The 16,647-nt window shown below is 37.3% G+C and carries 9 protein-coding genes; 6 read left to right on the forward strand and 3 right to left on the reverse strand.

The window, feature by feature from the left end:
• The first annotated feature begins 169 nt into the window (after nucleotides 1–169).
• The 6 genes from BLU80_RS13040 (at nucleotide 170) to BLU80_RS13065 (ending at nucleotide 10,422) form a co-directional block, all read left to right on the forward strand.
• Nucleotides 170–2,590 carry a TonB-dependent receptor gene (locus BLU80_RS13040; protein ID WP_091399197.1) on the forward strand — a complete coding sequence of 807 codons (2,421 nt, stop codon included), beginning with the start codon at nucleotides 170–172 and terminating at the stop codon, nucleotides 2,588–2,590.
• Between the two features lie 37 nt (nucleotides 2,591–2,627).
• The gene (locus BLU80_RS13045; protein WP_091399200.1) at nucleotides 2,628–3,401 is read left to right on the forward strand and encodes a hypothetical protein; all 774 of its coding nucleotides are present in this window, start codon (nucleotides 2,628–2,630) and stop codon (nucleotides 3,399–3,401) included.
• 281 nt (nucleotides 3,402–3,682) lie between these two features.
• Nucleotides 3,683–4,225, forward strand: coding sequence for an RNA polymerase sigma factor (locus tag BLU80_RS13050; RefSeq protein WP_091399203.1), 543 nt, complete (start codon nucleotides 3,683–3,685; stop codon nucleotides 4,223–4,225).
• 58 nt (nucleotides 4,226–4,283) lie between these two features.
• The gene (locus tag BLU80_RS13055; RefSeq protein WP_091399205.1) at nucleotides 4,284–5,342 is read left to right on the forward strand and encodes a FecR family protein; all 1,059 of its coding nucleotides are present in this window, start codon (nucleotides 4,284–4,286) and stop codon (nucleotides 5,340–5,342) included.
• Between the two features lie 80 nt (nucleotides 5,343–5,422).
• Complete coding sequence (locus BLU80_RS13060) at nucleotides 5,423–8,599, forward strand: SusC/RagA family TonB-linked outer membrane protein (RefSeq protein WP_091399208.1); 3,177 nt, start codon at nucleotides 5,423–5,425, stop codon at nucleotides 8,597–8,599.
• 8 nt (nucleotides 8,600–8,607) lie between these two features.
• Nucleotides 8,608–10,422 (forward strand): RagB/SusD family nutrient uptake outer membrane protein, encoded by a 1,815-nt coding sequence (locus BLU80_RS13065; RefSeq protein WP_091399213.1) that lies wholly within the window; start codon nucleotides 8,608–8,610, stop codon nucleotides 10,420–10,422.
• 295 nt (nucleotides 10,423–10,717) lie between these two features.
• Here the strand turns inward: BLU80_RS13065 and BLU80_RS13070 are convergent, their stop codons facing one another.
• The 3 genes from BLU80_RS13070 to BLU80_RS13080 all read right to left on the reverse strand — a co-directional run bounded on the left by BLU80_RS13070 (nucleotide 10,718) and on the right by BLU80_RS13080 (nucleotide 16,609).
• Nucleotides 10,718–13,969, reverse strand: a complete 3,252-nt coding sequence (locus BLU80_RS13070) for an efflux RND transporter permease subunit (protein ID WP_091399216.1) — start codon at nucleotides 13,967–13,969, stop codon at nucleotides 10,718–10,720.
• Nucleotides 13,970–14,069: 100 nt separating this feature from the next.
• Nucleotides 14,070–15,185, reverse strand: coding sequence for an efflux RND transporter periplasmic adaptor subunit (locus tag BLU80_RS13075; RefSeq protein WP_170831238.1), 1,116 nt, complete (start codon nucleotides 15,183–15,185; stop codon nucleotides 14,070–14,072).
• Nucleotides 15,186–15,313: 128 nt separating this feature from the next.
• Nucleotides 15,314–16,609, reverse strand: coding sequence for a TolC family protein (locus BLU80_RS13080; RefSeq protein WP_091399222.1), 1,296 nt, complete (start codon nucleotides 16,607–16,609; stop codon nucleotides 15,314–15,316).
• Nucleotides 16,610–16,647 lie beyond the last annotated feature (38 nt).

Genomic DNA, 16,647 nt, shown 5'->3' on the forward strand with positions numbered 1-16,647 from the left:
GTTTTAAATGATAATCACATGAAAGAACATAAACAAATTGTAATTTTTTTTTAATATAACGGATACTAGACAGGTAGATAAATAATGTCCGGGAGTTTACTCATTGTATGCCTGAGAATCAACTACCAATAGTTATCACTAACAGTACTTATAAAGTACAAATAAAAAAATGATCCATAAAAAAAACACCAGTTTACTCCTTTTAATAATTCTATGCAATACTTTATTGGCTACCGGCCAACATACAATTTATACCTTATCTCTTACCATTAAAGATATTACCTCAAAAAAAGCCCTTACAGGTGTCAATTTAAAAATCGGATCAAACAGTTTTATAAGTGACAGCCAAGGTGTTATCAGGATAAGACGTTCAACATATAAGAGCTTCCATGGTGTGTTTTCTATGGCAGGATATAGTGATCTAAATGTCCAATTCTATCCACAAAATACTATAGAAAAGGATAGCATATTTTTAACCCGGACCACGGGAGAATTGCAAGCTGTAACTATCAGAAGTTATTTGAGACCAAATGAAATTAATTCAATAGTGCCCGCAATGACCCTTCACGCTAAGGACTTAAATAAAACCAAAGGTGCCAACCTAGCACAGATACTTGAAACTATCCCAGGCGTCAATATTCTGAAAACAAGCAATACTATTGGCAAACCTATTGTAGACGGATTATATGGAAATCGTGTTTTAGTCATTAACAATGGCGTCAAAATAGAAGGGCAGGCATGGGGCATAGAGCACGCACCTGAAGTTGATCCTTCAAATGCACAACAAATTTCTGTCACAAAAGGCGCTGACGCTGTCAGGTATGGCGCAGAAGCATTGGGTGGGGTAATTATCCTTTCCCCTGCTCCTCTTTCCTATAATGATTCTGCATTACATGGAGAACTTGTATTAAATGGTGCAACCAATGGGCGCGGCGGTTCTAGTTCTGCAGAAATAGGTAGCAGTTTTAACAGGATGCCACAACTGGCATGGCGTATCCATGGCTCTTACAAAAGATTGGGTAATTATAAAACCAAAGAATACTTTTTGGAAAATACCGGAATGGACCAAAAGAGTATTGGCGCAACTTTAGGATATCAGGGATCTCATTATGGAGGTCAGGTTTACTTTGATCAATATCAGACTGCTTTAGGAATTTTCATTGGTTCAGATATAGGAAGCGTAGCAGATCTGTATGCCAGAATACATTCTAAAGGACCCTTTGAAGAGGGTACATTCAGCTATAAATATAATGCCCCTTATCAAACCGTAAAACACCAACTTTTTAAAGTAAATACTTATTATAATACTAAAGACGGAAGTCACTTTGAAATCAAGTTTAACCTGCAAAAAGATTATAGAAAAGAATATGACAAGCGCCGCTCGACCAGAGCAACCATACCGATTACAGATCTGGAACTCAGCACGAACACTCTGGAAGGTAGCTGGGAAAAAGTATTTGCAAAAAAATGGCATACGACTGTCGGGGTTAACCTCAGAGGGCAAAGCAACTATAATGATACTATAACGCTTTCCAATCCGGTTATTCCCAATTATAGTGCAAACTCGGTCGGAATCTTTGGAATCGAACGGCTTACCTTAAATAAAAAAATAGAACTTGAGGCAGGAACCAGAATTGACTATCAGGCATTTAACGCAGCGGGCAGACGTTTCATCTATCTTTATTATGACGATCAAGGCAATATAATACCTAATGCAGATGTTCCTTATTATGACGGCCATTTAACCTTACATGGCGGATACCACAACTATGGAGGTGACCGCACCTTCCAAAACCTTTCTTTTATCTTAGGCGGTCTTTGGCGCTCGGATCATAATTTGCAAATTCGTTCCAATCTCGGACTTGCATGGAGGGCACCCAATGCCGAAGAATTATATAGCTACGGCTTACATCAGAGCGTCCATGCAATTGAATATGGGGATAGCACCCTAAAAAGCGAACAAGGCTTTAAATGGATAAATTCAATCACAAAAACAAGCAGCTTATTAGACTTTAATGTCAGTTTATATTTACAATATATTAAAAACTATATTTATTTAAATCCAACAAATAAATTTGAGCAAACCGTAACCGGAACCTATCCAGTTTTTGAAAACAAGCAGACCAATGCATTCCTGAAAGGAATAGATTTAGACGCAAAATACCACTTTGGTCAATCAGGGGAACTCTTCGAATATGAGCTAAAAGCATCAATATTACGAGCCTCCAACCTAACACAAAACAAATACCTTCCATTTATTCCTTCTGATAGATTTACCAATTGCATTCAATACAATATACCCGCTTCTGAAAAATTGACAGAAGAATATGTACAATTATCCTATCTATTTGTTCTACGTCAAAATCGCTATACAACTGGAAGTGATTTTTTAGCACCCCCACCCTCCTATGGTTTATTCGGAATATCTGCCGGAACTCGTATCACCTTAAAAGGGAATCGCACTCTTGACATTAATTTTTCAATTGACAACTTACTGAATGAATCATATCGGGATTATATGGACCGATTCCGGTATTATGTTGATGAAATTGGCCGAAACATTCAGATACGCGCCATTTATAAATTTTAAAAAGAATTTTTAAAAACCATCCAAAAAATCAAAAACAATGAAAAAAACAGTAACTGGATTAGTTATCCTTGTATCAGGCATATTCCTATTTGATGCCTGTTCAAAAACACCCGCAACAACAGGACAAAAAATTGCACCGCAGGAATTTATTTCTTCAACACAATTAACCATTACTCCAGGACATGCTTCGGGCATCGGAATAAATACCGTCTTTACCGCAGATGGTCAAGCCCAAACCCTGTATGTTGACGGAGCTACAGGGCAATATTTTACAATTCAGAATGGTGACACAATTAAAGCTGAAACTCCTACTGTGACCATGAAATCAGACCATGATTATCATTTTGAAATACAATTTCGCGGAGAAGATGGCGCACCCAGTAATGATGAGTACACTGAGGAAGGTAATGAAGAAGAAGGCGCAAATATCCATCAATTTTTCTTTATCCCCGTAGCGACAGGCTCCGTTAAGCCAATCGACCAGTTAAATGATGATGGAGACCCTTTATTAGGCTATGTCAATCTACAAGGTCTGGAAGATCACGGAGGTTTAGATTACCAATATGCAGATAAAAGTGCGGATGGATCTAAAAATTTAATGATTGGCCTGAATGGGTATTTTTCAATAGTTAAGGCAGGACAGTCTTTTGACCTTGTCGTGGATTTACGGCACGGAATACAAGATAAATTTATTAAAAACTATCCCTGGTATGATGCGGATTTTTCAAAGGCAGATAACGATGTAAATGCCCCTTACGGCGCTACTGATTTTGCCACTTTATTCCACCTGCATATTCAAACCATTGAATAAGAATCAATAACAGAGATTTGTCAAATTTAAAAAAGCATAAAACCCTAGTAGTTTTATGCTTTTTAATTTATAGGCTGATAAACTATATTAATAAAGCCTAAATATTGTCAATAGTTAAAATCTTCATATTTTATGTCAAAATCATACAAAACAAAACAATAAATATCTGTAATTTATTAAATGATAATATATTAATTGTGCCGTGCTTAATCAAGTGTTAAATAAAATAAAAAGCATTAATTTCACCATTTAAAATATACCTGATTTTGCTGGAAGAAATAATGAATGGTGACCAAAAAGCATTTCACGACTTCTACCTTTTGTGGGAGACGCGGATATATTCATATTTTCTAAATAGAACAGGAGATTACATGCAGAGCCAAGAATTAACTCAAAATACGTTTATAAAAATATGGGAGTATCGGTCTACTTTATCTAATGAACATAAATTAGAAACTCAATTATTTAGAAAAGCAAAACTTATTTATATAGATTGGTTGAGGCTTCAAACAACCATACAAAAACGGAAAGTAGCAGAAAAAAGCTACGCAGAAATAACTTCCAGTGATTCGATGAATGTCCAACAACCGTCATTAGAAACCTTGCCGGAGAAATTGGAAAAAGCAATCTGTCATTTGCCTCCCATGCGTCAAAAAGTATTGAGACTTTCACATATTCAAGGTTATGCCTATAAAGAAATTGCCAATGAACTTAAAATATCCGAAAAAACGGTTGACAATCATATTAATAAGGCTCTCAAGCAATTACGCCAAATATTAAGCGGAATAGTATTAGCTCTTCTTTTAATAATAAAATTTATTTAATTTTCTTTAACGAGAATAGGGGATTTTTTATTTCCAAACGTTACTACTCCTATAACAAATGAATAGCGTATTCACAACTGAAGAAATAAAAAGGTTTCTAAATAACGAGCTAGATGAACTATTAAAAGATAATAAAGCAGAAAAAATTGCTGAATACCTTAAGAGTTTATCTGATGAAGAATTAAATCAAATATTACCTGACCAGGAGTTTGAACAAATCCAACCTGCAATTATACCCAAAGTAATTCGGGTTAAAATGCATAAAAATATTAAAAGACAAATAAACGGGCAAGGTAACTGGTACAAAATATTATTAATAGCAGCCTGTTTGATAGGGTTAGTATTTGCCGGATATTATCTATTAAATATCACAATAAACCCAACCAGCAATTTGCCTTTGACTCAGGATCTGGCTAGAACCATTATAACCAATAAAACAAAATCAGATTCATACATACATCTACCAGATGGCAGTGGGGTATTATTAAAACCAGAGGCGCAAATAAGCTACTTAAGCAATTTCACACAAAACCGTTTTGTGTACATGCAGGGAAATGCAAGATTTGATGTACTTCATAATCCTAATAAACCATTTTCCGTAATTGCCAATGGCATTGGCACCTTGGATATTGGAACCTCATTTTGGGTAAATAACAATAAAAGCAAGGGAGAGGTAACCGTTACACTTCTAGAAGGAAGCATCGCAGTGAAATCTATCCAAAATAACATTCCAGAAAAAAATATATATTTAAAACCTGGGCAAAAAATAAAAATATCAAAAATAAAAGGGAACTATATAGTAAGCAATACGCAACAAAGGAAGGAATCGAAAATATTATCAGACTATGGCGCAATTACCTCAAATAAACAAGTACAAACAAATTGGACCAATGAAGCTTTCAGCTTTTCAAAATCTCCATTGCAAAATGTCTTTGAGCAACTATCCGCCAGGTACCATGTAGAGATAACAGTGAACCCCGCAATCCTTAAAGACAGAGAATTTACAGGAAAGATTATGTATGGAGATTCCTTAAATATCTTATTGGATGCTATCTGCAACTTAAACCAGTTGAAATATAATAGAAAGGGAAATAAGATTCAAATAACAAATAAATAATTTTAATTAAAAAAATATTACATCTGCCAAAAACAGATGCTGGCCATTTTATGTCCTATCACTCATAAAAATAAATATTCATGAAGTTCAAAGCAGGATTAGGATTTCTCCTAATGATTTGTTCAGGAGGATTGTACGCGCAGCAGTCCACATCAGTCAGGGGTAATGTTCTTACAGAATCTGGGGTAACACTAGAAGGAGTCTCTGTTAAGGTAATAGATAAGCAGACTCAAAAAACTGACCAAGTACTAAGTGACTCAACAGGTACATTTACTATTGATATGTTACCAGGACATCCATATAATCTATATTTCAGCTATATAGGTTATAATAATGACTCTATCATTAATTTTATAGTTTCAAATGGAGAGAAGAGCACTATTATGATGCGTTTGCAACATAATGATGCCGCCTTATCGGATGTTATAATTGTAGGTTATGGTACACAGAAGAAAATAGACCTATCCGGAGCTGTACAACAAGTTTCAGGAGAAGTGTTAGATAATCGCCCTATAAATAACCTAGGAGCTGGACTAGAAGGAGTCATTCCGAACTTGCAAATCACACAGAATAGTGCTGCACCCGGCCAAGGAGCAAGCTTTAATATTCGGGGCTATACAAGTATCAATGGAGGCTCTCCCCTCATACTTGTTGATGGAGTAGTTCAAGACCCGAACCTAGTCAACCCCAATGATGTAGCAAGTGTTACTGTCTTAAAAGATGCGGCATCTGCAGCTATTTATGGATCACGAGCTGCTTATGGAGTCATTCTGATTACGACAAAAACAGGAAAACATAATCAGGCTCCTACGATCAAGCTAAGTAGCTCTTATGCCACCAATAAGTTACTGGTGAATCCTAAATACATGAATTCCTTGGAATATATTAATTATATGGATACCGCCAGTATCAATGCAGGCAATGGCGCTTATTTTTCACAAAGAATCAGAGACGGTGTAACAGCCTATTACAATGACCCGGCAAACAATCCATATGTTTTATACGATCCAAGTATAGATATAAGCGGATATTATACATATGTAGGGAATACCGATTGGACAGATGCTTTATACAAATCTGGGAGTTTACAACAAAATAACATATCCCTTAGCGGAGGTTCTGAAAAGACATCATATTACATGTCGTATGGCGATTCCAGACAAAATGGAATGCTTGCATCCTATCACGATTATTACCAACGTCATAATATCAACATGAATATCGCATCTGATATTACATCCTGGTTAACTGTTTCTGGCAAGTTACGTTACACCTATACATATGAAGATCATCCCTCTGGAGGCAGTAATGGCAATTCAGGGATAACTGCAAGCAGTGGGCAACTTAAGAACGATTTGCGTCCTTTAATGCCAATAAAACACCCCGATGGGAACTGGGCCGGTCAAGGTTCATTCACCAATCCATTTGCCGTAGGCGCGGAAGGCGGACATAGCCAAACCAAGAAAAATGATCTCTGGTTAACTGCAGCAGTAGCTGTCCACCCGATTAAGGATTGGAACATAAATCTAGATTATACCTTTAATCCATATTCAAGTAATAACGAGTTTACAACAAGGTTATTTAAGGAATATCACGCAGACGGCACATTCAACTATTATCCCTGGACCAATCCCAATGAGATTAATCTAACCAATGATAATGACTATTATCATGCTCTCAACCTATATAGTGACTACAGCAAAAACTTTGGACTTCACCATTTTAAATTATTGGGTGGATATAATGAAGAGGTAAAACAATTTAAAAGCACTTATGCAGGACGAACTAATCTTATTGATAATGATCTGGCAGCTATTAATCGGGCTACAGGAGTACAAACCGTAGATGGCAGTATAGAAAGCTGGGCAGTACAAGGATATTTCGCTAGACTGAATTACGATTATGACAATAAGTATTTCCTAGAATTCAACGGAAGATATGATGGCTCCAGCAGATTCGAGCCGGGACACCGTTATGTCATGGCACCCTCCGTTTCTGGTGCATGGAGAATCTCTCAAGAAAACTTTTGGAAAAACAATTCCGGGTTAAACAATATTATAAATGAGTTTAAAATAAGGGGTTCCTATGGAACATTAGGAAACCAACTAACTGATAATGGAGATTACTTCCCTTATGTTTCAGACTATGCCATTAATACTGAGCTTGGCTACATATTAGGATCCGACAAAAGCTTACCAGTATCGGTAGCACCTGGTGCATTAGTTAATCCAAATTTTACATGGGAAAAGGTCAGACAATGGAATATTGGTGCTGATTTAGAGTTCCTGCAACACAGGCTATCAGCAACTATTGATGTTTACACAAGGTATACAATTGGTATGCTAACAGCTGGGCAATCCTTGCCTGCGATTTTGGGAGCATCTGTTCCTGTCGAAAATGCAGCAGATTTAAAAACAAAAGGTTGGGAACTAAATCTAAACTGGCACGACAAAATCAGTGAAGAAATAAGTTATCGTCTTGGATTCAATGTTTCTAATTCAAAAGCTTTCATAACCAAATACGATAATCCGACTAATTACCTTGGAGATTTATATGTGGGGAAGCAAATTGGCGAAATTTGGGGATTTAAAACAGCAGGCCTTTTTCAAAGCCAGCAGGATGTTAATAATTGGGTCGATCAATCACAGTTATACAGTGGCTCATGGAACCCAGGGGATGTAAAATACGTAGATTTAAATGGGGACGGCAAAATTAATAACGGAAATAACACTTTAGATTCTACTGGTGATTTAAGAATAATTGGAAATAGCAATCCACAATATCTATTTGGCTTTAATGGAGGCTTTACCTGGAAAAATTTAGACATTAGTTTGTTCTTCCAAGGAGTAGGCAAACAGGATTTCACGCCCGACAATAGATTTTACGGCATTAATAGTCAATGGGATGTTCCAATGGAATTAGCTTCCGACTTCTGGAGTTATGAAAATACAAATGCATATTTACCCCGGCCTTATATAGACGGAGGACACGGAAACCGAGGTAGTGGTTATGGTACACCGGACAGATATTTACAAAGTGCAGCCTACATCAGGCTGAAACAATTGACAATATCCTATAATTTAATCTGCCCTTGGATGAAAAGGGCTAAAATTGATAATGTCCAATTATATTTAACTGGTCAGAATATCTTAACCATTACTGGATTATCAAAATTATATGACCCAGAAAACCTGAACCTTATGGGATATCCAAATACAAAATCCTTTTCTGCAGGGATCAATATAACACTTAAATAATTTTTACCATGAAAAATAAAAAATTAATCTTATCCCTACTTTCTTTCTGCCTCATTATTGGATCAATTAGCTGTTCGAAGGTACTTGATAGACAACCGCAAGATGCCATTACGGACTTAAATTACTGGCAGACAACAGATGAATTAAAACTGTATTGTAATAACTTTTATCCAGATTTAGCTACGCCGTCTGCTACATCAGATAATCAAAGTGATAATTGCGTTCCCAATACACCTAATGATTACCTTTACGGTTTAACAACGGTACCATCAAGCGGCGGTGGCTGGGCTTATACCAACTGGACATATATCCGGAATGCAAATTACTTCCTAACACATTACCAGACAGCCACTGGCGAACAGGATGAAATAAATGAATACCTTGGAGAGATATATTTTTTCAGGGCTTACGAGTATTTCAATAAAGTAAAAACTTTTGGAGACGTTCCTTGGATAAACAAAGACTTAAATGTGAATGACAGTAGTTTTTTGTATGCCCCCAGAACAGATCGAAAAATTGTAATTGACAGTATAATAGCTGATCTTAATAAATCAATTGAATTACTACCATTGCCATCAAGCGTTGAACTAGGCAGGTTGCACAAATATGCTGCAGAGCAAATGCTAGCTCGTGTCTGTCTTTATGAAGGTACCTGGATGAAATATAGAAATCAATCAGGATGGGAGGAATATTTAGAAAAAGGCGTTACTGCTTCAAAAGACATTATGGATAATGGAGGATATTCTATATATAAACCAGATGCTGCCTATTATTTTAAGGATGGAGATTTGGTTGACAGCAAAACTAATACGGTGGCTAATAAAGATTATCCACTCTATTACAGAGAGCAATTTATCCAGGAAGATCTAACCACAAATCCAGAATGTGTATTACCTAAAATTTACAGGCTTGATCAGTTAACACATCAACTTTCAAGGTCGGTCAATGAGTCAGGTTCTGGTGTAAGTAAAGATTTAATTGATGATTTTTTGTGTACAGACGGCAAACCAATTGCGCTTAGTTCTTTATATAAAGGAGACGACTCCACAGCTATCGAATTTCAGAACAGAGATCCAAGACTTAGAAACGAAATAGACAATCGTTTTTTACCTTATTATTTAAATGGAACAATACCCGTGTCTAATTATTTATCAGACATCAGTAGTTCTTCTCCGACTGGATTTATGGCATCTAAATTCCGTAGTCCCGTTCCAGCCCAAAATGAAGCTAATCAGACAACTTATGACCTCTACATATTTAGATATGCTGAAGTACTTTTAATATATGCCGAGGCTAAGGCAGAACTAGGAACAATTACCCAAGGAGATTTAGATATAAGTATTAATAAACTAAGAAGCCGACTGGACGAACCATCCTTACCAGATGGTAAAATGGCAAGGCTAACTATCAATCCTCCAACAGATCCCAATGCCACGATCAACGGCACTCCCCGTTATGGCTACACAATATCACCATTAATCTACGAAATCCGTAGAGAAAGAAGAATAGAGCTAGCTTTTGAAGGATTCAGATGGGATGATATTGTTCGATGGAAAGCAGGTAAATTGTTAGAAAATCCAAATACCGTTTACGGAATAGTAGCAAGTGATGCAGTCCAAAAAGAATATGACAATTACTTTGGATCCAAAATATTCAGCGGTGTAAATATCACTACCTACGACGATTGGGATGGCACTAAAAAATTAATAGCTCCTTACACTGTTTCGATGCGTAAATGGAATGACAAGTTATATCTAAGTCCAATCCCAAGCGACCAGATATTACTTAGTAAAGGAAATATGGAACAAAACCCAGGTTGGTAAAAAGCTAATAATTAATAAATAAAATTAAAGAACTTAAACAAAAGGCAACAGCATTCGTAACAGCTGTTGCCTTTTGTTTTTTTACTGATAAATTCATACATACTCTTATCTGACAATTGCTATATAAAAAGGGTGAAGAAATAAATTCTTCACCCCAAAATCCAAGGTAGTCTAGATTGTACTCATCTCTCTAAACCGACCTCTTCTTTTTACTCCATAACAAGTTTTCATAAACTCAAAATCTCCTAAATAACACATATTATTTAATTGATATTCAATCAATTAAGATCTTACGTTAATTTGAGGTATCAGGAAAATCCATTCCTTTTCTACCTTCATCTGCATTCTCTCCTTTATCCTTTCTTTTTTGTTTATTTTTACCTGCACCATTACCCGGATGAGAATGATACGATTTTTTATAAGCACTGTTAAAAATCACCGGAAAGACTAATAAAGAAAATATGGTGGCGCATATTAGCCCACCAATTACAACCCTTGCAAGTGGCCTTGCACTTTCTGAGCCGATTCCGGTTGCCATGGCTGCAGGCAGAAGCCCAATAATGGCCATAAGTGCAGTCATAAGAACCGGGCGAGTCAAAATATGGACGCCTTTGTGCACTGCTTCTCCTAATGGCAACCTTTGCCCATTAACCTTATGTTCAAGGTTATCTTTAAAAGCTGATATCAATAGAACTCCTTCCAATATACAGATTCCAAAGAGGGCTATAAAGCCGATACCTGCAGAGATACTGAAATTAGTACCTGTCAATAATAGCATAAATATCCCCCCAACCAAGGCAAATGGAACATTCAAAAAAACCAACCCGGCGTCCTTGAAACTTCCAAACATTACAAAAAGTAATAAAAATATTAACAATAAGCTTATTGGCACCACTTGAGCCAGTCTATGCTGTGCTCTTTGCTGATTTTCGAAATCACCCTGCCAGACAAGGTCGTAGTCTTTATTAAGATGAATCTGCTTACCAACCTTTGCCCTAGCCTCTTCAATAGCGCTTCCCATATCCCTACCTCTCACAGAAAATTTTACTGCGGCATACCTTTCATGGTCATCTCTGAAGATTAGTGTAGGCCCAATTATGGTTTTTAAATTCGCGATTTCATGCAATGGTATTTGTACGCCCGACATGGAAGGAACCATTACATTGCTTATTTTCTCAATATCATTTCTATAAGATTCAGGAAATCGGATTCTTATATCAAATTTACGGATACCTTGATAAAGCTCCGTAGCGGCCTTACCGCCAATGGCCGTTTCAATAACTGCATTGGCCTGGGCAGTGGTAATTCCATAGATAGCCATTTTGGTCTGATCCAGATCAATTTGCAGTTGAGGTTGACCTATATTTTTAATAGCGCCAACATCGGCAATACCTGGAACAGTTTTAAGCATCGCTGCAATCTTTTCACACTCTGCTTCCATATAAGGCAGAGAATCACCATAAATTTTAGCAACGATTGAACCTTTTACCCCTGATACGGCCTCTTCCACATTATCCATAATCGGCTGGGAGAAATTCAGTTCAATTCCCGGAATAACTGACAAACTTTTATGAAGGCTATCAATAAGCTTATCAAGGGTAACTCCGCTCGGCCAGTCGTGCTGGCTATAAAGGGCGACATCACATTCGATATTATAAAAACCTGTTACATCTGTCCCATCGTCCGGCCTCCCCGTTTGAGAAACTACCTTTTTTACTTCAGGAAAAGTCAGTAATTTCTGACGAATTTCATCTGCGACTGTCTTAGATTTACCTAATGCAACACTATAGGGCAAGGAAGCGCGGATCCACAATGAGCCTTCATTCAACTCAGGCATAAACTCTGTTCCTAAAAATTTAAAGGAAAACAATCCAACTACCATTATTATCGCCGACAAAATAAATGTGAACCGTCTGTTTTTAAAGGTAAATTTAAAGGCGTGCATGACCCCGGAAGTTAACGTGTGCACGATCGGATTATGCCTTTCCCGCACATTTTTATTTAAAAGGACGCTTACCATGACCGGTACTAAAGTCAACGTAAATATTAAGGCTCCTACCAAGGCAAAGCCTAATGTATAAGCCAGAGGAGAGAACATCTTACCTTCTACTTTCTGAAAGGCAAAAATGGGCAATAAAGCGGTTATAATTATTAGTTTAGAAAAGAAAATTGCCTTACCCAGCTTGGCTCCTTTTTTCTTAATCAGACTCATTTTAGCCAACTTATTAAATCTTTCCATCCCCATTGTTCGGGCTTGATGATCCATAATTACAAATAAACCTTCCACCATAACAACGGCCCCATCGATAATTATTCCAAAATCAATGGCTCCCATAGACAAAAGGTTAGCGGGCATTCCCATAAGCCTTAAACAAATAAAGGCAAACAATAAAGATAATGGAATTATTATGGATACAATTAAAGTGGTTCTCCAGTTAAACATAAATAGGGAAACTATAATTGTCACAAGTAGCATACCTTCAATCAGATTATGTAAAACTGTATGTGTTGCCAGATTCACCAGGTCTTCCCTGTCATAAAAAGGATTGATTTTAACCCCAGCTGGCAGTTTTTTGCTATTTAATTCCTCAATCTTACTTTTTAACAAAGGAATCACGGCCTCTGGATTTTCGCCCCTGCGCATCAGCACAATCCCTTCAACCACGTCATCATTATTAGTAGTGCCCAGTCTTTTACCAACAGAATCGATAGCATCTGTTCTGCCAACTGTCCCTAATCGTGGCAAATGCGAGACCACCACATCTGCGATATCGCCAATAACAACAGGCACACCGTTTATATTAGTGACCGTTACATTTTTAATTTCATCAATACTATTAAGCAATCCAATTCCCCGGACCACATAAGCCTGGTCATTTTTCTCAATCATATCCCCACCAATATTAATATTGGAATTCGCCACAGCGTCGTATACATCCAGCAAATTGATCCCGAGACTTTTAATTTTTTCTGGTTGCACCTGAATCTCAAAAGTCTTAACCATGCCTCCGAATGCAGTTACATCAGCCACACCAGGCACGGATCTTAATTCACGGTCCACAATCCAATCCTGGATAGTTTTCAACTCCATGGGACCATAAACATTACTTTTTAGCGTATACCGAAAGATTTCACCTGTTGGGCCAGTAGGAGGCTGAATATCCGGTTTAACTCCATTTGGCAGATCGGCATTGCCAATCAGGTTATTAATTTGTATTCTGGCGTCTTTATCCGTTACATGGTCGTCAAAAGTCACCTTTACAGTCGAGAGTCCAAAAATACTGGTACTTCTGATATGTGCTTTTTCCTGGGCTGCATTTAAAGCGATTTCAATGGGAATAGTTACAAACTTCTCCACCTCCTCTGCGCTCCTGCCCGGCCATTGGGAAATGATGGTAACACTGGTATTAGTCACATCAGGAAAGGCGTCAATAGGTGTATTTTTAAAGCTGATTATTCCAGCAATCGCTAAGAGTCCTACAAGGAAAAATGTAAAATATTTATATTTAAGAGAGACGCCTATTACGCCTTTGATTAATTTATTCATGTCACTTGATTATAGATAAAAAAGATCCAGACAACAACCCCTTGCTGTTCAATAACTAAATTCTGAAATGCCGTTAGATTACTTTAATTAAAAAATCTACTTATTGCAACAAGGCATTATATAACAATAGCTGATCTTTTGTCACCACGGCCTCACCTGCATGTAATCCAGTCTGGATATACGTCATATTTCCCTCAGAGGTGGTTGGCAGAACTTCTCTGACAGACAGGCTATCTCCCCCACCTCGTACCAGAACATAATGCGTATTATTGTCAAAAATGATAGCCGATGAAGGAATAGCAATTAAGCTATCTTTACCAGGATAATGAATCTTCACAGAAGCAAACATTTCAGGTTTTAAAAGACCATGGTTATTTTCTATTTTAATGCGCGCCTGCATGGTTTTACTAACCGGATCTAAAAAGTTATATACCTTATCAATGGTTCCATGAAAAACAGAATCCGGATAACTGATGGAGGTTATATCTGCCTTATAACCTTCCTTGACCTTTGGAATATCTGTTTCAAAGATATTGGCCACCACCCAGACATCATTGATTTCGGAGATGGTAAACAAGCTTTGATTATTATCACTGGTAATGGCCATTCCATTATTGATATTTTTTTGGATAATATATCCAGAAATCGGTGCCAGTATTTCATAAGTTGACCCAGAACCTTTTCTATAAATCTGAAATAGATTTTCAACCTGAATAATGGCGGCTTGCGCTTTACTTACCTCGCTTTGAGCATCTGTAACATCTCTGTCTGTTGCCAACTGAGAACTTTTTAGATCTTTTTCAACTTTTAAATGCTTTTGAGCCACCAGCAAATTGCTTCTGGCATCTGAAAGCTGGTTTTCATAGGACGCAATTTCTCCGCTATGAACTACAGCCAGCAATTGTCCTTTTTGGACAAAGTCTCCTAATTGTACTTTTATCTGTGTGGCATACCCTGTTAAAGTCGGAAAAACCTGAATCAGCTTGCTGTCATCTACAGTAACCTTTCCGCTTACAGTAAATACCCCTGCCACCTTTTCATAATGCACTGTATCTAACTGTGCTCCCGCCAACATATTACGGCTTATAGGAAGTTTAGCTTCTCTTTCAGCAGTACTTTCTGATTCAGATTTGGCATCCTGCAACCCTGTTTTATCTTTGCCATTATGACCTGTACAGGCAGCAAAAACAATCATGCAGCTTAATGCCAAATACATTATAAAAAGATTTCGACGATTCTGCCCTAAATGGGATTTATTTATAAAATTCAAAAAACAACTATTCATTTTAAATTTTTTCAGTTTTCTTATTTATCGATGGGGTATTATATATTAAGAGCAATGCGTTATTCCTCTGTCTGTAAGGAACTCCCTACAGCGTATTCTAAATCATTAAAAGCATTTAATAATGCACTGTAATAACCATTCTGGTCATTGTAATTATCGCTATAGCTATTAAAAAAGTCAATAAATTGAAGTAAAGTGATATTTCCTTTGGTAAAATTATCAGCCACCTGACTTATCAGTGTGTAAAAATTTTGCTGAAAATCATTTAGTTCTCTTGGCTTGAAAGCCTCTTTATAATCTTTGTATTTTCGATAAGCCCCCGAGACTTCAGTTATCACTATGTTTTGTTGCTGCTCCCCTTTAATTCCGGCCTGATCTACCAGTAAACGGGCACTGCGAATATTCCCTTGATTTCTGTTCCAAAAAGGCAAATCAATTCCTAATGTTAATCCCATATAATTATGCACCACTCCAGAGTTCTGATCATAGGAGGCCCCCACATGTAAATCAGGTACCGCAATTGCCTTTTGTAACTGATAATTCGCAACTGCTGTTTTTTTATCCAGCACGCTCATCTGCATATCCGGCCTTACGGTTAACGCTTTTTGGATTAAACCGCTCAACATCAGGTTACCAGGCAACCGACTGGATATTCCCACTTCCTTATAAACAGGCAGAATCGGAGTGGTAATTCCTAATAATTGCTGTAAAGATTGTTGCAGATCATTTAGTTGACTTAATGCAGAAAGCACATCATTTTTCAAACTAATCTGCAGTTGTCTTAAACGCATATAATCTCCGTGAGCCACACTGCCGCTGGAATCTGCCTTTTGATAAGCCGCGACGATTCTATCCAGAATCTGTTGCTGTTCTTTAAGCACCTGGATGCTCCTGTATTTAAAATAATAATCGGTAAAGCTGGCATGAAGCTGCCATTTTAAAGTGCGCATTAGATTCATAAAACTAGCTTCACTATAATCAGCGTTAAATGTTGCCAGGGCCACTGATTTACTTCGCTTACCTGCCAATTGTATAATCTGGTCAACTGTATAAGCAGTCTCACCTGATTTGCCAAAATTTGGCTTCAGGTGATTTATACTATTCATGCCTAATTCTGCAGTAAAACTTGGATTATCCCATAAACGGGCCTGACGAATCAGCGCCGAATCAGAGCTGACCTGATAACGACTTACCAGCAGATCAAAATTATGGTTTAAAAATAGGCTGTCTGTCTGTTCTAATGAGAGCATCAGCGTATCATTATCAGCATCCTCCTGACTTACTAATTGATGCGGAATCGGCCTAGGCAAGCTCCTTTGTTGCGCCTTTAAACTACTGCCCCCAAACCAAATCATAACTGCTATTATCCACCATTTCAGGTATTTTGTCCTTA

Origin of the sequence: Arachidicoccus rhizosphaerae (assembly GCF_900107765.1) — a bacterium.
GTDB classification, from domain to species: Bacteria; Bacteroidota; Bacteroidia; order Chitinophagales; family Chitinophagaceae; genus Arachidicoccus; species Arachidicoccus rhizosphaerae.

Coding starts and splice junctions, on each gene's coding strand:
- BLU80_RS13040 (WP_091399197.1), top strand. CDS start 170: ATGATCCATAAAAAAAACACCAGTTTACTCCTTTTAATAATTCTATGC.
- BLU80_RS13045 (WP_091399200.1), top strand. CDS start 2,628: ATGAAAAAAACAGTAACTGGATTAGTTATCCTTGTATCAGGCATATTC.
- BLU80_RS13050 (WP_091399203.1), top strand. CDS start 3,683: ATGAATGGTGACCAAAAAGCATTTCACGACTTCTACCTTTTGTGGGAG.
- BLU80_RS13055 (WP_091399205.1), top strand. CDS start 4,284: ATGAATAGCGTATTCACAACTGAAGAAATAAAAAGGTTTCTAAATAAC.
- BLU80_RS13060 (WP_091399208.1), top strand. CDS start 5,423: ATGAAGTTCAAAGCAGGATTAGGATTTCTCCTAATGATTTGTTCAGGA.
- BLU80_RS13065 (WP_091399213.1), top strand. CDS start 8,608: ATGAAAAATAAAAAATTAATCTTATCCCTACTTTCTTTCTGCCTCATT.
- BLU80_RS13070 (WP_091399216.1), bottom strand. CDS start 13,969: ATGAATAAATTAATCAAAGGCGTAATAGGCGTCTCTCTTAAATATAAA.
- BLU80_RS13075 (WP_170831238.1), bottom strand. CDS start 15,185: ATGTATTTGGCATTAAGCTGCATGATTGTTTTTGCTGCCTGTACAGGT.
- BLU80_RS13080 (WP_091399222.1), bottom strand. CDS start 16,609: ATGATTTGGTTTGGGGGCAGTAGTTTAAAGGCGCAACAAAGGAGCTTG.